This is a genomic window from Glycomyces algeriensis, from assembly GCF_027622855.1.
GTDB lineage: Bacteria > Actinomycetota > Actinomycetes > Mycobacteriales > Micromonosporaceae > Glycomyces > Glycomyces algeriensis.
Window position 1 is genome coordinate 154,524 of record NZ_JAPZVR010000007.1, and the last position, 15,878, is coordinate 170,401.

General features: G+C 71.1%; 21 protein-coding genes. 10 read left to right on the forward strand and 11 right to left on the reverse strand.

Annotated features, from left to right (window positions below; all coding sequences use genetic code 11):
• Window positions 1-115: 115 nt before the first annotated feature.
• Window positions 116-349: a hypothetical protein gene (locus tag O2L52_RS15170; RefSeq protein WP_270116501.1), complete on the reverse strand. Its 234-nt coding sequence runs from the start codon at window positions 347-349 to the stop codon at window positions 116-118.
• Between the two features lie 367 nt (window positions 350-716).
• On the opposite strand from O2L52_RS15170, the gene O2L52_RS15175 reads away from it, so the two are divergent.
• Complete coding sequence (locus O2L52_RS15175) at window positions 717-1,532, forward strand: oxidoreductase (protein ID WP_270116502.1); 816 nt, start codon at window positions 717-719, stop codon at window positions 1,530-1,532.
• A gap of 3 nt (window positions 1,533-1,535) precedes the next feature.
• Here O2L52_RS15175 and O2L52_RS15180 read toward each other — a convergent pair whose 3' ends face one another.
• Complete coding sequence (locus O2L52_RS15180) at window positions 1,536-2,351, reverse strand: oxidoreductase (RefSeq protein WP_270116503.1); 816 nt, start codon at window positions 2,349-2,351, stop codon at window positions 1,536-1,538.
• A 133-nt stretch (window positions 2,352-2,484) separates the two neighbouring features.
• On the opposite strand from O2L52_RS15180, the gene O2L52_RS15185 reads away from it, so the two are divergent.
• Window positions 2,485-3,081 (forward strand): TetR/AcrR family transcriptional regulator, encoded by a 597-nt coding sequence (locus O2L52_RS15185; protein WP_270116505.1) that lies wholly within the window; start codon window positions 2,485-2,487, stop codon window positions 3,079-3,081.
• On the opposite strand, the gene O2L52_RS15190 is transcribed toward O2L52_RS15185, so the two are convergent.
• A complete protein-coding gene (locus O2L52_RS15190; protein WP_270116506.1) occupies window positions 3,074-3,640 on the reverse strand; it encodes a dihydrofolate reductase family protein in 567 nt (188 codons plus the stop codon). The two genes, O2L52_RS15185 and O2L52_RS15190, sit on opposite strands and share 8 nt — an antisense overlap.
• 86 nt (window positions 3,641-3,726) lie before the next feature.
• Window positions 3,727-4,851, reverse strand: coding sequence for an NADH:flavin oxidoreductase (locus tag O2L52_RS15195; RefSeq protein WP_270116507.1), 1,125 nt, complete (start codon window positions 4,849-4,851; stop codon window positions 3,727-3,729).
• A 105-nt stretch (window positions 4,852-4,956) separates the two neighbouring features.
• On the opposite strand from O2L52_RS15195, the gene O2L52_RS15200 reads away from it, so the two are divergent.
• On the forward strand, window positions 4,957-5,691 hold the full coding sequence (locus O2L52_RS15200) for a TetR/AcrR family transcriptional regulator (protein WP_270116509.1): 735 nt from the start codon (window positions 4,957-4,959) through the stop codon (window positions 5,689-5,691).
• 49 nt (window positions 5,692-5,740) lie between these two features.
• Here the strand turns inward: O2L52_RS15200 and O2L52_RS15205 are convergent, their stop codons facing one another.
• Window positions 5,741-6,352: a TetR/AcrR family transcriptional regulator gene (locus tag O2L52_RS15205; protein ID WP_270116510.1), complete on the reverse strand. Its 612-nt coding sequence runs from the start codon at window positions 6,350-6,352 to the stop codon at window positions 5,741-5,743.
• A gap of 116 nt (window positions 6,353-6,468) precedes the next feature.
• Here O2L52_RS15205 and O2L52_RS15210 point away from each other — a divergent pair, with 116 nt between their 5' ends.
• Together O2L52_RS15210 and O2L52_RS15215 are read left to right on the forward strand one after the other, a co-directional pair.
• On the forward strand, window positions 6,469-6,825 hold the full coding sequence (locus tag O2L52_RS15210; protein ID WP_270116511.1) for a DMT family transporter: 357 nt from the start codon (window positions 6,469-6,471) through the stop codon (window positions 6,823-6,825).
• The gene (locus O2L52_RS15215) at window positions 6,822-7,145 is read left to right on the forward strand and encodes a DMT family transporter (RefSeq protein WP_270116513.1); all 324 of its coding nucleotides are present in this window, start codon (window positions 6,822-6,824) and stop codon (window positions 7,143-7,145) included. The genes O2L52_RS15210 and O2L52_RS15215 overlap by 4 nt, the downstream gene beginning before the upstream one ends.
• Here O2L52_RS15215 and O2L52_RS15220 read toward each other — a convergent pair.
• Window positions 7,142-7,627 (reverse strand): SRPBCC domain-containing protein, encoded by a 486-nt coding sequence (locus O2L52_RS15220; protein ID WP_270116514.1) that lies wholly within the window; start codon window positions 7,625-7,627, stop codon window positions 7,142-7,144. The genes O2L52_RS15215 and O2L52_RS15220 overlap by 4 nt on opposite strands.
• A complete protein-coding gene (locus O2L52_RS15225; RefSeq protein WP_270116516.1) occupies window positions 7,624-7,959 on the reverse strand; it encodes an ArsR/SmtB family transcription factor in 336 nt (111 codons plus the stop codon). The genes O2L52_RS15220 and O2L52_RS15225 overlap by 4 nt, the downstream gene beginning before the upstream one ends.
• Window positions 7,960-8,068: 109 nt before the next feature.
• On the opposite strand from O2L52_RS15225, the gene O2L52_RS15230 reads away from it, so the two are divergent.
• Window positions 8,069-8,416 (forward strand): helix-turn-helix domain-containing protein, encoded by a 348-nt coding sequence (locus O2L52_RS15230; RefSeq protein WP_270116517.1) that lies wholly within the window; start codon window positions 8,069-8,071, stop codon window positions 8,414-8,416.
• On the opposite strand, the gene O2L52_RS15235 is transcribed toward O2L52_RS15230, so the two are convergent.
• The gene (locus O2L52_RS15235) at window positions 8,413-9,000 is read right to left on the reverse strand and encodes a ClpP family protease (protein WP_270116518.1); all 588 of its coding nucleotides are present in this window, start codon (window positions 8,998-9,000) and stop codon (window positions 8,413-8,415) included. The genes O2L52_RS15230 and O2L52_RS15235 overlap by 4 nt on opposite strands.
• Window positions 8,997-9,626: a ClpP family protease gene (locus O2L52_RS15240; protein ID WP_270116519.1), complete on the reverse strand. Its 630-nt coding sequence runs from the start codon at window positions 9,624-9,626 to the stop codon at window positions 8,997-8,999. Before O2L52_RS15240 ends, O2L52_RS15235 begins: the two co-directional genes overlap by 4 nt.
• Before the next feature lie 119 nt (window positions 9,627-9,745).
• On the opposite strand from O2L52_RS15240, the gene O2L52_RS15245 reads away from it, so the two are divergent.
• Window positions 9,746-10,291, forward strand: a complete 546-nt coding sequence (locus O2L52_RS15245; protein ID WP_270116520.1) for a COG4315 family predicted lipoprotein — start codon at window positions 9,746-9,748, stop codon at window positions 10,289-10,291.
• On the opposite strand, the gene O2L52_RS15250 is transcribed toward O2L52_RS15245, so the two are convergent.
• Window positions 10,288-10,977, reverse strand: a complete 690-nt coding sequence (locus O2L52_RS15250) for a response regulator (protein ID WP_270116521.1) — start codon at window positions 10,975-10,977, stop codon at window positions 10,288-10,290. The genes O2L52_RS15245 and O2L52_RS15250 overlap by 4 nt on opposite strands.
• 11 nt (window positions 10,978-10,988) lie before the next feature.
• Window positions 10,989-12,641: a sensor histidine kinase gene (locus tag O2L52_RS15255; protein ID WP_373897036.1), complete on the reverse strand. Its 1,653-nt coding sequence runs from the start codon at window positions 12,639-12,641 to the stop codon at window positions 10,989-10,991.
• A gap of 97 nt (window positions 12,642-12,738) precedes the next feature.
• Between O2L52_RS15255 and O2L52_RS15260 the strand changes: the two genes are divergently transcribed.
• Genes O2L52_RS15260 through O2L52_RS15270 form a run of 3 tightly spaced genes read left to right on the forward strand, consistent with a single transcriptional unit; the run spans window position 12,739 to window position 15,866 of the window.
• Window positions 12,739-13,737 carry a Bug family tripartite tricarboxylate transporter substrate binding protein gene (locus tag O2L52_RS15260; RefSeq protein ID WP_344471600.1) on the forward strand — a complete coding sequence of 333 codons (999 nt, stop codon included), beginning with the start codon at window positions 12,739-12,741 and terminating at the stop codon, window positions 13,735-13,737.
• A complete protein-coding gene (locus O2L52_RS15265) occupies window positions 13,734-14,348 on the forward strand; it encodes a tripartite tricarboxylate transporter TctB family protein (RefSeq protein ID WP_270116525.1) in 615 nt (204 codons plus the stop codon). Before O2L52_RS15260 ends, O2L52_RS15265 begins: the two co-directional genes overlap by 4 nt.
• 9 nt (window positions 14,349-14,357) lie before the next feature.
• Window positions 14,358-15,866 carry a tripartite tricarboxylate transporter permease gene (locus O2L52_RS15270; protein WP_270116526.1) on the forward strand — a complete coding sequence of 503 codons (1,509 nt, stop codon included), beginning with the start codon at window positions 14,358-14,360 and terminating at the stop codon, window positions 15,864-15,866.
• Window positions 15,867-15,878: the final 12 nt, after the last annotated feature.

A 15,878-nucleotide genomic window follows, 5' to 3' on the forward strand; every position in this document is an offset into this window, starting at 1 on the left:
CCCCCCCGGGCCCGGGCCGCCCCCCCCCGCGCCCCCCCCCCCCCCCCCCCCCCGGGCCCCCCCCCCCCCCGTGGGGGGGGCCCGCGGCCCTGTTCGTTGCACGGGTTGCGGTGCGTCAGGCGCTCATACGCTCCAGCTCTCGGACCGCACCTAGGGGAACGCATTCGGCGCATTCGTGGCGGCCCCGGAAGGAGGACTCGACGCGCCAGCCTTCCGCGTCGGCCGCCGAGCAGAGGACGTCCCAACTGAGGTAGGAGTCGTCGTTGCAGCGGAACACCGTCTGGCATCGGTCGCAGTGCAGTTCGTACTCAAGGCCGCCGTTCATCCCGCGGAATGCCTTACCGCTCATGTCAGGTCACCTCACCCGTATCGCTATGGACGGGCCGCCGGTCTCGTACCGCATCCGGCGGCCCTGGAAGGGGGCAGGGGTTTCCCACGGGCGCGGCGCATTAAACCTGCAGGCCCGCAGATCACCAGTGGCGCAGGCGAAACGGAACGGATCGGCCCCCGCAGCCAGGCGGCCGCGCTCGCCGCCCGGCGATCCCGCCATTCGGGACCGCGCTTTCGCCTCGCAGGCCGGTTCGCGTCCCCGCAGGACGCCTGAGGGCCATTTATGAGAGTACGACCATAATTTAATTTGCACCGAACCGTTGCCCCGGCCCGCTCCGGCGATCTATGGTAGGACGATCGTAATCTAATTTTGGAGGAGCAGGAAGATGACACAGACCAAACCGGTGGCGCTCGTGACGGGCGCTTCCTCGGGCATCGGCAGGGACGCCGCTATGGCCCTCACCGCCGCGGGCTTCCAGGTCGCCGGCACCAGCCGGAAGGCCTCCGGCCTCACCGAACGCGACGGGTTCACGCTCCTCGCCCTCGACGTTGCCGACGACGCCTCGGTCGCCGCGGCGGTCGAGCAGGTCATCGAGCGCTTCGGGCGCATCGACGTCCTGGTCAACAACGCGGGCGTCGGCACCACGGGGGCCGCGGAGGAGCGTTCGATCGCCGAGGACCAGGCGGTCTTCGACATCAACGTCTTCGGGGTCATGCGCATGACCAAGGCCGTCCTGCCGCACATGCGCGCCCAGCGCAGCGGGCGCATCATCAACGTCTCGTCCGCGCTCGGGTTCGCGCCCGCGCCCTACCAGGCGATCTATGCCGCGTCGAAGCACGCCGTCGAGGGCTACACCGAGTCCCTGGACCACGAGATCCGCGGATTCGGGGTCCGGGCGCTGCTCATCGAGCCCGCCCTCACCAACACCGCGTTCGAGGCGAACACGCTCCCGCCCGCGACCTCGATGGAGACCTATGCGAAGCAGCGGACGGCCCACGACGAGCTGCTCGCCGCCGGGCTGGCGAGCGGCGACGACCCGTCGATCGTCGCTGCGACGATCGTGGCCGCGGCCACCGACCGCAAGCCGAAGCTCCGCTACACGGCCGGTCCCATGGCCCGGCGGATGAGCCGCCTGCGCCGCTTCGCCCCGGCCAGTGCGTTCGACCAGGGCATTCGCAAGTTCAACGGCCTGCCCGCCTGAGGGTCAGGCCGGCATCCGGTTGAAGCGGCGGATGATGCGGTCGAAGGTCCGGGCGGGAGCGACGCGGTGCACCGCGTTGATCCGCGCGGCCGTCGACCCGGCGGTCCGCCGCAGTTTCGGCTTGGTGTCAGTGGCCGCGGCGACGATCACCTGGGCCACGACGGCGGGGGCGTCGCCGCTGCTGGTGTTCTCCGCGAGCACCGCCTCGTAGTTGGCCCGGCCGGCCGCGTAGAGCGGCAGCGGCGTGTCGGCCTGCACGCTGTGGTCCCCGAACGGGGTGTTGATCGGGCCGGGCTCGACGAGCAGGACCCGGACGCCGTACTGGCGGACCTCGTGGTCCACCGATTGCGAGTAGCCCTCGACCGCGTGCTTGGTCGCGACGTAGAGCGCCATGAACGGGCTGGGCACGAACCCGCTGAGGGACGAGACGTTGATGATCCGCCCGCTCCGCTGCGCGCGCATGTGCGGCAGGACCGCGGTCGTCATCCGCATGACGCCGAAGACGTTGATGTCGAAGACGTCCTGCGACTGGGCGGTCGAGAACTCCTCGGCCGCGCCGGTGGTGCCGACGCCCGCGTTGTTGACCAGGACGTCGATGCGCCCGTACCGGTCGATGACCTGCTTGACCGCCGCGCTGACCGATTCGTCGCCGGTCACGTCGAGGTCGAGGTACGCCACTCCGGCGGGCGCGGTGAGCCCCGCGGTCTTGCGGCCGGTGCCGATCACTTGGAAGCCTGCGGCGGCGAATGCGATCGCGGTCGCCTTCCCGATGCCTGAGGACGCGCCCGTCACGAGCGCGACCTGCTGATTCGCCGTCATCACAATCCTCCGAATTTTGTATTACGTTCGTACTACCATAAGTCTCCGGCGAGCTCGGGCGCAAGGATTTCGGAAATTTATATTATGGTCGTACTCTTTATGGGTACGGAGTGGAACGGCAGAGGGGCGTGCGATGCGGTACGGCAAGGAGCACAAGCAGGCGACGCGGCAGCGGATCATCGAGGCCGCCGGCCGCCGGCTCAAGACCGACGGCATCGACGGCTCGGGGGTGTCCACCCTGATGACGGACGCGGGCCTGACCAACGGCGCGTTCTACGCCCACTTCGAATCCAAGGACGACCTGGTCGCCACGGCCGTGGCCCATGAACTCCGCGCGCAGCGCGAGGCCCTGGGCGAGCTGCCGCCCGGCCGCGTCGGCGTCGAGCACCTCATCCGCGAGTACCTCTCGGTCGGGCACCGCGACAACCCCGGGCTCGGCTGCCCGTCCGCGGCCCTGCTCGACGAGATCGGCCGCGCCGCGGCCGCCACCAAGACGGCCTACACCGAGGGCGTGCTGGCGTTCATCGAGGAGTTCGCCGCCCGCCTGGCGCCGGACGACCCGCAGTCGGCGCACGCGAAGGTCCTCAGCATCTACGCCGGCATGATCGGCACGCTGCAGCTCTCCCGCGCCCTCGCCGACCGCGAACTCGCCGACGAGGTCCTCGAGCAGGGGATCGCGAACGCCCTCGCCCTCGTGAACGCGGAAAGCGCGCCCGACGCGGTCAGGTGACGACCCGGTACCGCAGGTGGACGGCCCGTTCGGAGTCGACGGTCTCGATGCGCTCCAAGGCGATCGGCCCGCCCACATGGGCGAAGAGCGAGGTGCCGTCGCCGAGGATCACCGGGGCGACGTGCAGGTGCAGCTCGTCGATCACGCCCGCGTTCAGACCCTGCTGGATGATGCTCGCACCGCCCATCACGTGCACCGTCCGCTCCCCGGCCGCGCGCCTCGCCTGCGCGACGGCCGCTTCGACACCTTCGGTGACGAAGGTGAAGGTGGTGTCCCCCTTGGCGATAGGGGCTTCGGCGCGGTGGGTCACGACGAAGACCGGCATGCCGTAGAAGCCGGTCTCGCCCCAGCCGTTCGTGTCCTCGTAGACCTTCCGGCTGGTGACGACCGCGCCCGCCGGGTCGAAGAGGTTCCAGGCCATGGCCTTGGCGGCGTCGTCGGCCCAGATCCAGTCGTGCAGGACCTCGCCGCCCCTGCCGAGCCCGGGGTGGGTATTGATGTCGGGCCCGGTGACGAAGCCGTCGAGCGACATCGAGATGTTCGCCTGTACTGGTGCCATGGGTGCCTGCTTCCGGATCGGTGGAGGCTCTCCCCGTGGAGACGAGGTCCGGCGCCCGGATTCATCGCGGGCGCCGGACCACCGGTCTAGTGCAGCGCGCCCAGGAGCTCGGCGCTGAAGGGGTTGGTCTTCTCGCCCTTGGTGATCCGGCTGGGCCACTCGGGGTCGGCGATGAGGCTGCGGCCCACGGCGATCATGTCGAACTCGTCGTCCTCCATGCGGTCGAGGAGCTTCTCGATGCCGGTGGTGCCGGGCTGGAACGCCATGCCCTCGGGGCCCATGAACTCCTTGTCGAGGCCGACCGAGCCGACGGAGATGACGGGCTTCCCGGTGAGCTTCTTGGTCCATCCGGCGAGGTTGAGGTCGCTGCCGTCGAACTCGGGCAGCCAGTAGCGGCGGGTGGAGGCGTGGAAGGCGTCGACGCCGGCCGCGGCGAGCGGCGCGAGGACCTGCTCGAGCTCGCCCGGGGTCTCGGCGAGGCGGGCGTCGTAGGCGCCGCCCTTCCACTGCGAGAACCGGAAGGTCACCGGGAAGTCGGGGGAGACCGCCGCGCGGACGGCCGCGACGACCTCGGCGGCGAAGCGGGTGCGCGAGGCCAGGTCGCCGCCGTACGCGTCGGTGCGGCGGTTGGTGCTCGCCCACAGGAACTCGTCGATGAGGTAGCCGTGGGCGCCGTGGAGTTCGACGCCGTCGAAGCCGAGCCGCTCGGCGGCGGCGGCGCTCTCGGCGAAGGCCGCGACCACCGCGTCGATGTCGTCCTGGGTCATGGCCCGGCCCTTCGGCGAGCCGTCGAGGCCCAGGCCCGAAGGGCTGAGCACGTCCGCATCGGGGACGGGACCGGTGCCGGGGTCGCGCGCGGCGCCGACGTGCCACAGCTGCGGGAGGATCGTGCCGCCCGCGGCGTGGACGGCCTCGGCGACCCGCTGCCAGCCGGCGAGCTGCTCGTCACCGTGGAAGCGCGGGACGTTGTCGCTCGCCCAGGTCGACTCGTGGCCGACGTAGGTGCCCTCGGTGACGATGAGGCCGACGCCGCCCGCGGCACGGCGGGCGTAGTAGGCCGCGACGTCCGCGGTCGGTACCCCGCCGGGCGAGAACTCCCTGGTCATCGGGGCCATGACCACGCGGTTGCGGAGGTCGAGGCCGTTGATCGCGTAGGGGCGGGCGAGCAGCTGGGCGGCTCGTTCCGCGGTGGCGGTGCGGCTGTCGTTCACGGGTCATCTCCTTGTGTACGGCGTATCCCTTAGATACAACGTACACTGAAGATACGGCGTCCACCAACACTGCTACGGTATGAAGCGGATTGAGGAGGCGAGGGCATGGCCGACAAGGCGAACGAGGACGGACCGGTCACGCTCTGGGAGCGGCTCGAGCGCCCTGCCCGCACGCCCCGGCAGCGCCTCACCGGCGCGCGCATCGCCGCGAAGGCGGTCCAGATCGCCGATGAGAAGGGCCTCTGCGCCGTCACCATGCGCACGCTCGCGACGGAGCTCGACGCCGCGCCGATGGCCGCCTACCGGTTCGTCGACGGCAAGGACGACCTGTTCGCGCTCATGGTCAACGAGGTCTACGCCGAAATCGCGATCCCCGAGGGCCCCTGGCGGGAGGTCCTGCGCGAGTACGCCGTGCAGACCCGCGACATGATGCACCGCCACCGCTGGCTGGCCGAACTCCCGCCGCACGTGACGATGACCCCCACCCCCAACCGGCTCGCGGCGATCGACCGCGCGCTGGCCTCCCTCGACGGGCTCGGCCTCGACATCGAGGCGATGATGACGGCGACCCGCACGGTCGCGGCGTTCGTGCACGGCACGGTCGGCGACGAGGTCGCCCTGGCCGAGCTGCACCAGGTCAGCGGGGCGCACACCCCCGAAGAGGTCCGCGAGGCGCTGGGCCCGCAGCTGCAGTGGATGCTCGCGACCGGGCGGTTCCCGGTGTACGAGCGGCACCTCTACGAGTCCGGCTGCGCCGAGGAGCCGCAGGCGCACTTCGACGCCGGTCTCGAACTGATCCTGGACGGCATCGCCGCCCGCATCGAGCGCGCGAAACCCTAAAGGCCGTTGCGGCCCAAGGGGATCCTAGAAACGGCTGCGTCCCAACGGTCTACGCCTGCCGGGATTCGACGAGCGCGCCGATGCCGCTCGCGAAGAGCTCGGCCGCGGCGATGCTGGCCTCGTCGTCCCGGGTGGTGAGCCAGGCGTCGGTGAGCCCTTCGATGCCCGCGAGGATCACGACCGCCAGCGACTCCAGTTCACCCTCGGGGAGGTCGAGCTTCCAGCGCCGCAGCTGTTCCATGACGAGGTCGGCGTACTGGCGGTGCTCCCATCGGCTGAGCTCGAGCAGGTCGGGGTCGGTGCGGGCGGCCACGGTCAGCTCGGCGAGCACGAGGTAGGGGCCGGGCACCGCCCGGACCCGGGCGAGCTGGGCCTGGACCGCCTTCCCCAGGCCCACGGTGAAGGTGTCGCCGGCGGGGTCGAGCTGCCACGCCACGGCCATGGCGCTCTCGCATTCGCGTTCGAGCAGGTCGTGCAGGAGCGCGCGCTTGGAGTCGAAGCAGTAGTGGAACATGCCCTGCGGCACCCCGGCGGCCTCGGTGATCGCCCTCGTCGTGGTGGCGGCGACCCCGCGTTCGCTCATGACCTCGAGCGCCGCGTCGAGGAGCTGCTGCCGCCGCTCGTTGAGGCTGCGGCGCGCGGTGGCGGGTTCGGTGCTCATCCGCCCATGCTAGCAGTGTTGAGCGATTGACTTGGTCAAGAGACTTGGTCATATGACCAACTCTCGTGTAGCGTCGTTTCCGGCCGCACATCGCGGTTCGAGACGGAGGAGACCGAATGAAGAGATGGACACTGCTCGCGGTCGCGATCGCGGCGGAGGTGGCGGCGGCGCTGTCCCTGCGGGCCGCGATCGACGAACCCTGGTGGGCGGCGCTCGCCGTGGCCGGCTACCTCGGCGCGTTCGTCGCGCTCGCCGCACTGCTGCGCATGGGCGCGCCGATCGGCGTGGTCTACGGCATCTGGGCCGCCGCGGGCGTCGCCCTGACCGCGGTGTTCGGCACGGTGCTCTTCGGCGAGCCGTTCACACTGCTCATCGGGATCGGCATCGCCTTCGTGATCGCCGGTGTGGTGCTGGTCGAGACCGGCGGCCACAGCGAGCGGTCCGAGCCGGCAGTGGCGGAGGCGGCGCGATGACCTGGCTACTGCTCGCCGGAGCGATCATCACCGAGGTCATCGCGACCCTCTCGCTGCGCGCCTCAGAAGGCATGCAGCGCAAGCGGTGGATCCCCGCGGTCGTCGGCGGCTACGGCGCCGCGTTCGGACTGCTCACCCTCACACTGGCGCAAGGAATGCCGATCGGGATCGCGTACGGCATCTGGGCCGCGTGCGGCGTCGCCCTCACCGCGATCGGCGCCCGCGTGTTCTTCAAGGACGGCCTCACCAAGCGCATGGGCGCGGGCATCGCGCTCATCGCCGTGGGCGTGCTCCTCATCGAACTGGGCGCCGCGCACTAGCGCGGTTCGGCCTCGGCCAAAGCGGCGAGCTGGGAGGTGACGGTGCCCCAGCCGTCGGCGAAGCCGAGCTGCTCGTGCAGGTCGCGCGCGGCCTTGTCGCCGTGGCGTACGCGGATGCGGTAGTCGGTGCCTTCGGGCGCGTCGGCGAACACGACCTCGGCCGTCATCGCCACGGGCGCGGGATTCGAAGGGCGCCAGTCGCTGTCGAGCCCGTTGGTGAAGACGAGCCGCGACCGGTCCTCGACGACGAGGAAGCAGCCGTCGAGGTGCGGTGTGAAGACCTCGCCGTCCCCGCTCATGCGGGTGACGAGCGCGCCGCCGGGCCGGGCCTCGAGGCGGTCGACGCGGCATTGGAGCGGCGCCGGGATCCACCACTGCGCGAAGCGGTCCGGGTCGGTCCAGGCGCGCCAGACCCGGTCGCGCGGGGCGCGGATGACGCGTTCGAGGCCCAGGTCCAAGGTGGGATCGAGTTCGGGATTCATTGCTGCTCCTCCGGTTCGGCGACGAGGCGTTCGAGCCTGTCGGTGCGGTCTTCCCAGATCCGGCGCTGCTCGGCGAGCCAGCCGTCCACGAGGGCGAGCCGCTCGCGCCGGAGCGCGCAGGTGCGCACCCGACCGGACTTGGTGGTGCGGATGAGGCCGTTGGCCTCGAGTGTGCGCACGTGCTTCATGAACGACGGAAGGGTGATCGGGAAGGCGCTGGCGAGGTCGCCGACGCTCTGGGGCCCGCGGCCGAGGCGTCGCACGACCTCGCGCCGGGTGGGGTCGGCGAGGGCGACGAAGAGTCCGTCGAGCTCCTCCGAATACTGTGCCATATGGCTAAGTATGACGCGGAAAAACACTTAGCGCAAGGGCTAAGTGTCTCCCGTTCTGCTCAGGGCGAAACGTCCTGGCCCGGCGGGCCCCGCGGACTTACGATGAGGCATGGCCGAGACTGCTGCACCGGATCCCGCGAACCAGCCCGCCCCGACCCCGGACGGCGAACCGCTGTGGCGCGACGCCCTCGGCGAGAGTCTCCGCGCCCTGCGCCACGACCGCGGCGAGAAGCTCACCGACACCGCCGGCCGCGCCGGCATCTCACCCCAGTACCTCTCCGAGATCGAACGCGGCATGAAGGACCCCTCGAGCGAGATGATCGCCGCCGTCGCCGGGGCCCTCGAACTCACGCTCACCGACCTGACGGTGGCCGTCGCCGAGCGCCTGCAGGCCGTCCAGTTCTCCGCGTCCGTCGCCGCCTACGTGCACGACTCCGCGTACGCCCTGGCCGCCTAGCGCTCCTCCATCACGTGGTCGATCAGGCCGTAGTCCTTCGCGGCCCCGGCCGTGAAGACCCGGTCCCGGTCGGTGTCCGCGCGCAGCGCCTCGGCGCTCTGCCCGGTGTGGCGCGAGAGGATCGCCTCGATGTCCGCCCGCACCCGCACGATCTCGTCCGCGGCCAGGATGAGGTCCGGGATCGTCCCGCGCCCCTGCGCGGCGGGCTGGTGGAGCACGACGCGCGCGTGCGGCAGCGCCGCCCGCATCCCCTCGGCACCGGCCGCGAGCAGCACCGCGCCGACCGCGACGGCCTGGCCGACGCACGTGGTCGCGACCTTCGCCTTGATGTACCGCATCGTGTCGTAGATGGCGAGCATCGCGCTCGGGTCGCCGCCCTCGCAGTTGATGAACAGGTTGATGGTGCGCTCGGAGTTCTCCGCGTCGAGGTGGAGGAGCTGCGCGACGAGCGCGTTCGCCACCCCCGCGTCGATGCCGGTGCCCAGGTAGATGATCCGCTCGGACAAGAGGTACGAGTAGACGTCCATGATCCGCTCGCCGCGGTCGTTCTTCGTGATCACATTGGGGATCGAGTACGTGCTCATGCGGAGGCTCCTTCGCGGTTGATGCCGAGGCCGATGCCGCGGCGGGCGTGCGGGGCGATCTCGTCGAACGCGGTCACGACGGCGTCGATGAACCCGTAGTCGAGCGCCTCGGGCGCCGTGTACCAGCGGTCGTGGAGCGAGTCCTCGAAGATCCGCTCGACGCTCTGGCCCGTGTCCTCGGCGATGAGGCCGAGCACGGTGTCGCGGGTGTGGCGCAGGTCGTTGGCCTGCAGTTCGATGTCGACGGCGGCGCCGGCGATCCCGGCCGAGCCCTGGTGCATCAGGACGCGCGCGTGCGGCAGCGCCCGGCGCTTGCCCTTCGTGCCCGAGGAGAGCAGGAACTGGCCCGCGCTGCACGCCAAGCCCAGCGCCAATGTGGACACATCACAGGGGATGAGCCGCATGACGTCCCGGATCGCCAGCATCGACGGCACCGACCCGCCCGGGGAGTGGATCCACAATGCGATGTCGGCGTTGGCGTTCTCGCCTGCGAGGGAGAGCATCTGCGTGGCCAGCAGGGTCCCGTTGTCGTCGTCCAGCGCGCCGTCGAGGACGAGCACGCGCTGCTGGTACAGCTCGCGCCTGGCCCGGTCGTCGAACAGCGGCGGTTTCCCGTTTTCACTCATGACTCCACGATGCGTGCGCCCGCGCCTGGGCCGCAACCGAATCTGCCCCCGGCGGATCTGCTCTGAGCAGCGCGGCCGAAATCCCGCGGGCCGGGCACCGCGCTGCCTAGGCTCCACGCATGACCAGATGGATACGACACCAGCGCGCGTGCGCCGCCGCCGCGGCCGCGTTCGCCCTGCTCGGGGCCGCCGCGTGCGGCGACTCCGACGGCGGCGACTCAAACTCGGGCTACGGCACCGACCCGACCACTGCGGACAGCTCCGAGTCGGCCTCGCCTTCGGAGGCGCCCTCCGCCGCGGACACCGCCTCGCTCGCCACCGCCACCGACGACGACCACGGCGAGTTCCTCGTCGACAACGACGGCTTCGCCCTCTACCTGTTCACCACGGACACGCCCGACACGCCGACCTGCTACGACACGTGCGCGACCGCCTGGCCGCCGCTGCTCACCGACACCGCCGACGTGACCGCGGGCGGCGCGGTGGACGCCGCGCTCATCGGCACCGCCGAGCGCACCGACGGCACCATGCAAGTCACCTACAACGGCTGGCCGCTCTACTACTACACCGAGGACGACGAGCCTGGCGAGACGGAAGGCCAAGGCGTGCAGAGCGTCTGGTACCTGGTGGCGCCCAACGGCGACGCCAACACCACCGACAACTAGGGCTGCGGGCCGTCCGCGCGGCGCCAGCGGTAGCGGCGCTCCGGGCGGCCCCGCCCCGCGTACTTCAACGCGACCTCCGCCCGGCCGGTCTCGGCCAGCTGCTCCAGGTAGCGGCGGGCGCTCACCCGCGACACCCCGATCCGCTCGGCGCACTCGGCCGCCGAAAGCGAACTCGCCGCCTCCCGCAGCGCCCCCTCCACCAGCTTCGCGGTCTCGCTGCTGAACCCCTTGGGCAGCAACGCGATCGGCCCCGTCGCGGGTCGGTCGAACGCCCGGTCGACATCGGCCTGGTCGTGCACCGCCGCAGCGGCCAGCCCCGCCCGCCGGTTCGCGTACTGCTCGAGGCGCTCGGCGAAGTCGTCGTAACTGAAGGGCTTGAGCAGGTAGGAGACCACCCCGAGGCGCACGGCCGCGCGCACCGCCTCCGCCTCGCGGGCCGCCGAGATCACCATGACATCGCACTCGTGGCCTTCCGCGCGCATGCGCGGCAGCAGGTCGAGCCCGAACACGTCCGGCAGGTACAGGTCCAGGAGCACCAGGTCGGGGCGGTGCTCACTGATCGCCGCGAGGGCCTCCTCGCCGCTGCGGGCGCTGGCGACGGCGCGGAAGCCGGGGGTGCGCTCGACGAAGCCCCGGTGGATGTTGACCAGCCGGAAGTCGTCGTCGACGACCAGCACATCGATCATGTCGGGTTCCTTCAGCGGGCGGACGGGGTCGGAGCGGGTTCGTGGAGGAGCGGCAGGACCGCGGTGAAGCGGGCGCCCTGCTCGGTGTGCTCCAGGGCCACCGAGCCGCCGTGATGCTCGCACACGAGCTTCGTGAGCGCAAGTCCGATGCCGTGCTCGCCAGCTGCGGCTTTGGTCGTATAGCCGTGCTCGAAGACCTCCCCGGCGGTCTCGGGCGGGACGCCGGGGCCGGAGTCGTGCACGGAGATCCGCACGGCCCCATCACTCTCGACGATGGCGACCGCCACCCAGGCATCGGTGTCGCTGCGGCGGGGCAGCGGCGCGTCGCGGGCGTGCCCGGCGGCGGCCTCGACGGCGTTGTCGACGAGGTTGCCCAGGACGGTGCCGACGTCGGCGGAGTCCTCGGGATCGAGCGGCGCGAGCGCGCTCTCGGCGACGATGTCGAGCCGCACCCGCCGCTCGGCCGCCTGCGCGGACTTGGCCATGAGGAGCGCGGCGATCGCCTTGTCGCGGATAGGTTCGGCGATGTGCAGTTCGAGGGACTGGCGGTGCCGGTTGAGGGCGTCGATGTAGGCCACGACCTCGTCCTGCTCGCCGATCTGGATGAGCCCGGAGATGGTGTGGAGCTTGTTGTCGAACTCGTGGGCCTGCGCGCGCAGGGCCTCGGCGGTGGACCGGAACGAGCCGAGGTCGCGTTCGAGCTGGGCGAGCTCGGTGCGGTCGCGCAGGGTGGCGACCGAGCCGAGGGAGCGGCCGTCCTTGGCGACGGGCATGCGGTTGACGACGAGCACGCGGTTGCCCTGCAGGACGACCTGGTCGGCGCCCGCGGCGGTGCCGGTGAGCACGTCCCGCAGCCGCGCGGTGAGGCCGAGCTCGTCGACGAGGGCGCCGACGGCGGTCTCGGGCAGGTCGAGGAGGCGGCGGGCCACGTCGTTGACGAGCGTGACCCGGTGCTGCGGGTCGAGGGCGACGACCCCTTCGGCGATGCCGTAGAGCATCGCTTCGCGGTGCTCGGCTAGCCCTGCGATCTCGCGCGGCTCCATGCCGAACGTCTGGCGCTTGATGCGGCGGGCGAGTAGCCAGGACCCGGCGATGCCCAGTGCGGAGGCGATCCCGAGGTAGAGCAGCAGGTCGGGGCTGTCTCCGGCGAGCAGCGCGGCCGGGGAGGGGACCTCCTGGCCGACGACGGCGACGCCGAGCTGCACGATCGGGCCGTCGTCCCCGTCCGCGGGGCCGAGCACGGGGGCCTGGCCGACGAGCTCGGTGCGGCCGCCGATCTCGATCTCGCCCCGCCAGCCGCGCCCGTCGAGCACGCCCGGACCGAGCGGCAGTTCGGTGCCGATGAGCAGCGGGTTCGTGGACGCCACGACCTCACCGGCCGCGTCGGCGATCGTCACCGAGGACACCAGCCACCGCTCGAGGCTCGACTGGATCTCCGGCGCGAGGGTCTGCGCGGGCGCCGGCGCGGGGAGCCGGCTGCGCACCAGGTCGGAGGAGGCGAGGCTCTCGGCGAGCTGCGTGACCCGGCGGCCCTGCTCGATCGCGAACACCGCCTGCGACTGCGCGAGCGAGACGCCGGCGACGGCCGCGAGCACGAGGAGGATCACCGTCAGCTGGGAGGCGAGCAGCTGGCCGGCGAGCGTTGGGCGCTTCCTGAACACAATGAACTCAATGATCGTTACGGACACAAGGCTGACGCCGGGGCCGCGTCGGGGTGACCATCGTCTCTCACACCACCCTCGAAATGAAAGAGCAACGACGATGAAATTTCACCGGAGGGCCTTCCTCAGCGCCGCGGCGGCCGTCCCCCTCGCTGCCACGGCTTCGGCTTGCGGCATGACCGCCGAAGACGGCGGGAGCGACGGGGGACCCCTCACCGGTCTGCGGATCATGGTGCCCAACAGCCCCGGCGGCGGCTACGACACGACCGCCCGCTCCATCGCCAGGATCATGGAGGACGAGGAGATCGCCAAGGCCGTCGAGGTGTTCAACCTCGAGGGCGCGGGCGGCACGGTGGGCCTCCAGCGGGTCGTGGGCGAGGAGGGCAACGGCGAGCTCGCCATGCAGATGGGCCTGGGCGTCGTGGGCGCCTCGTACACCCAGAACTCCGAGGCGAAGCTGACCGGCACCACTCCGATCGCGAAGATCGTCGAGGAGTCCGGCGCCATCGTCGTGCCCGTCAACTCGCCGTTCCAGACCATCGACGACCTGGTGGCGGCCTGGTCGGCCGACCTCAAGGGCGTCACCGCGGGCGGCGGCTCCTCCCCCGGCGGGCCCGACCACCTGCTGCCGATGCAGCTCGCGAAGGCCGTCGGCATCGACCCGACGCAGGTCAACTACGTCTCGTACGACGGCGGCGGGGAGCTCCTGCCCGCGCTGCTGGGCGAGAAGATCAGCTTCGGCGCGAGCGGCGTGGGCGAGTTCATCGACCAGATCGAGGCCGGCCAGCTGCGGGTCCTCGCGGTCTCCGGCGCCGAGCGGGTGGCGCTCGTGCCCGACGCGCCCTCGTTCGCCGAGTCCGGCATCGACCTCGAGTTCACGAACTGGCGCGGCTGGGTGGCCCCGCCCGGGATCGCGGACGCCGACCGCGACAAGTGGATCGACGCGCTCACCGCCATGCACGACTCCGCCGCCTGGCAGGAGGAGCTCGAGAAGCAGGGCTGGACCGACGCGTTCATCACCGGCGACGACTTCGGCGCCTTCCTCACCGAGCAGGACGCGACGGTGGCGGCGACGCTCCAGGAACTGGGCCTGGCATGACCCCCGGCAACGACACCGGCAGTCACACCAGCGTCGACTCCGACCGTGACAGCGGCGTTGACAGCGTTCTCGAGAGCGGCCTCGAGGGCAGCCTTGCGAGCACAGCCGAGCCGGCGGAGTCCGAGGCTCCCGCGCCGAAGCGCGACCTCGCGCAGCTGTGGGTGTGCGGGTTCCTCGCAGTGCTCGGCGTCCTCGTGGTCGTCGACGCCGCCCGCCTCGGCGGGTTCTCCGCGTCGAACGACCCGATCGGCCCCAAGCCGGTGCCGATCATCCTCGGCGTGCTGCTCGTCGCCGTCGCGGTCTTCTACGCGCTCGACGCCGTGCGCGGCGGGCACGGCGAGGACGAGGGCGCGAACGCGGGCGACCGGTACGACTGGAAGACGATCGGCCTGCTCTGCGCCGTGTTCATCGCGAACGTGCTGCTCATCGACTGGCTCGGCTGGGTGATCTCCGGGTCGCTCCTGTTCTGGGGCTGCGCGATCGTGCTGGGCTCGCGCCGGTACTTCCTGACGCTGGCCGCGGCGGTCGTGCTCGGCCTGGCCACGTTCTACGGGTTCGCGATCGGCCTGGGCCTCGGCCTGCCGGCCGGCGTGCTCCAGGGCATTCTGTAGGGGGCGGGCATGGAGAACCTCAACGCCCTCATCGACGGCTTCGGCGCGATCCTGACGCCGGGGAACCTGCTCATCGCCCTCATCGGCGTCACCATCGGCACGGCCGTGGGGATGCTGCCGGGCCTCGGCACCGCGATGGCGATCGCGCTGCTGCTGCCGATCACGTACGGCATGGAGCCGACCCAGGCGTTCATCATGTTCGGCGGGATCTTCTATGGCGGCATGTACGGCGGCTCGACCACCGCGATCCTGCTGAACACGCCCGGCCAATCGTCCTCAGTGGTCACCGTGCTCGAGGGCTACAAGATGGCCCGCAACGGACGCGGCGGCCAGGCCCTCGCGACCGCGGCCATCGGCTCGTTCGTGGCCGGCACGATCGCCACGATCGCGCTCGTGTTCGTCACGCCGATCACCGTGGAGTTCGCGATCGGCCTCGGTGCACCCGAGTACTTCGCGATCATGATGCTCGCGCTCATCGCGACGGCCTCCGTGCTCGGCTCCTCGCGCATCCGCGGCTTCGCTTCGCTCCTGATGGGCCTGGTCATCGGCACCATCGGCATCGACGCGGTGACCGGCCAGCAGCGCCTCACGTACGGCGTCCCGGAACTGGCGAACGGCATCGACATCGTCGTGGTCGCGGTCGGCGCGTTCGCGGTCGGCGAAGCACTGTGGACGGCGGCCCGCCGCCGCAACGGCAAGGACGAGATCGTCCCGGTCGGCCGGGTCTGGATGGGCCGCAGCGACTGGCGGCGCTCCTGGGGCCCGTGGCTGCGCGGCTCAGCGCTGGGCTTCCCGTTCGGCGCCGTCCCCGCCGGTGGCGCCGAGGTGCCCACGTTCCTGTCCTATGTGACGGAACGACGGCTCTCAAAGCACAAGGACGAGTTCGGGAACGGCGCGATCGAAGGCGTCGCGGGCCCGGAGGCCGCCAACAACGCCTCCGCGGCGGGCACGCTCGTGCCGATGCTCGCACTCGGCCTGCCGTGCAACGCGACCGCAGCGGTCATGCTGGCCGCGTTCCAGACCTACGGCATCCAGCCGGGGCCGCTCCTGTTCGAGAAGGAGTCGGCGCTGGTGTGGACGCTCATCGCGGGCCTGTTCGTGGGCAACGCGATGCTGCTGGTGCTGAACATGCCGCTCATCCCGATGTGGGTGAAGCTGCTGCGCATCCCGAAGCCGTACCTGTTCGCGGGCATCCTGTTCTTCGCGTCGATGGGCGCGTATGCGACGAGCGGCCAGGCGTTCGAGCTGTACATCCTGCTGGCGCTCGGTCTGATCGGACTCGCCATGCGGCGCTTCGGGATTCCAATGCTGCCGATGATCGTGGGCGTGATCCTCGGCCCGATGGCCGAGCGGCAGGCGCGCATGTCGCTGCAGCTCTCGGGCGGTGACCTCTCGGGCCTGATCGGCGGTCCGGTGGCATGGACCGTGTACGCGGTGGTGGCCGTGATCGCCCTGTGGCCGCTGGTGTCGCTGGCCCGCCGCCGGGCGGCGAAGGGCCGCGAGGCCGTCGCAGCTTAGTTGGAGGGGGAG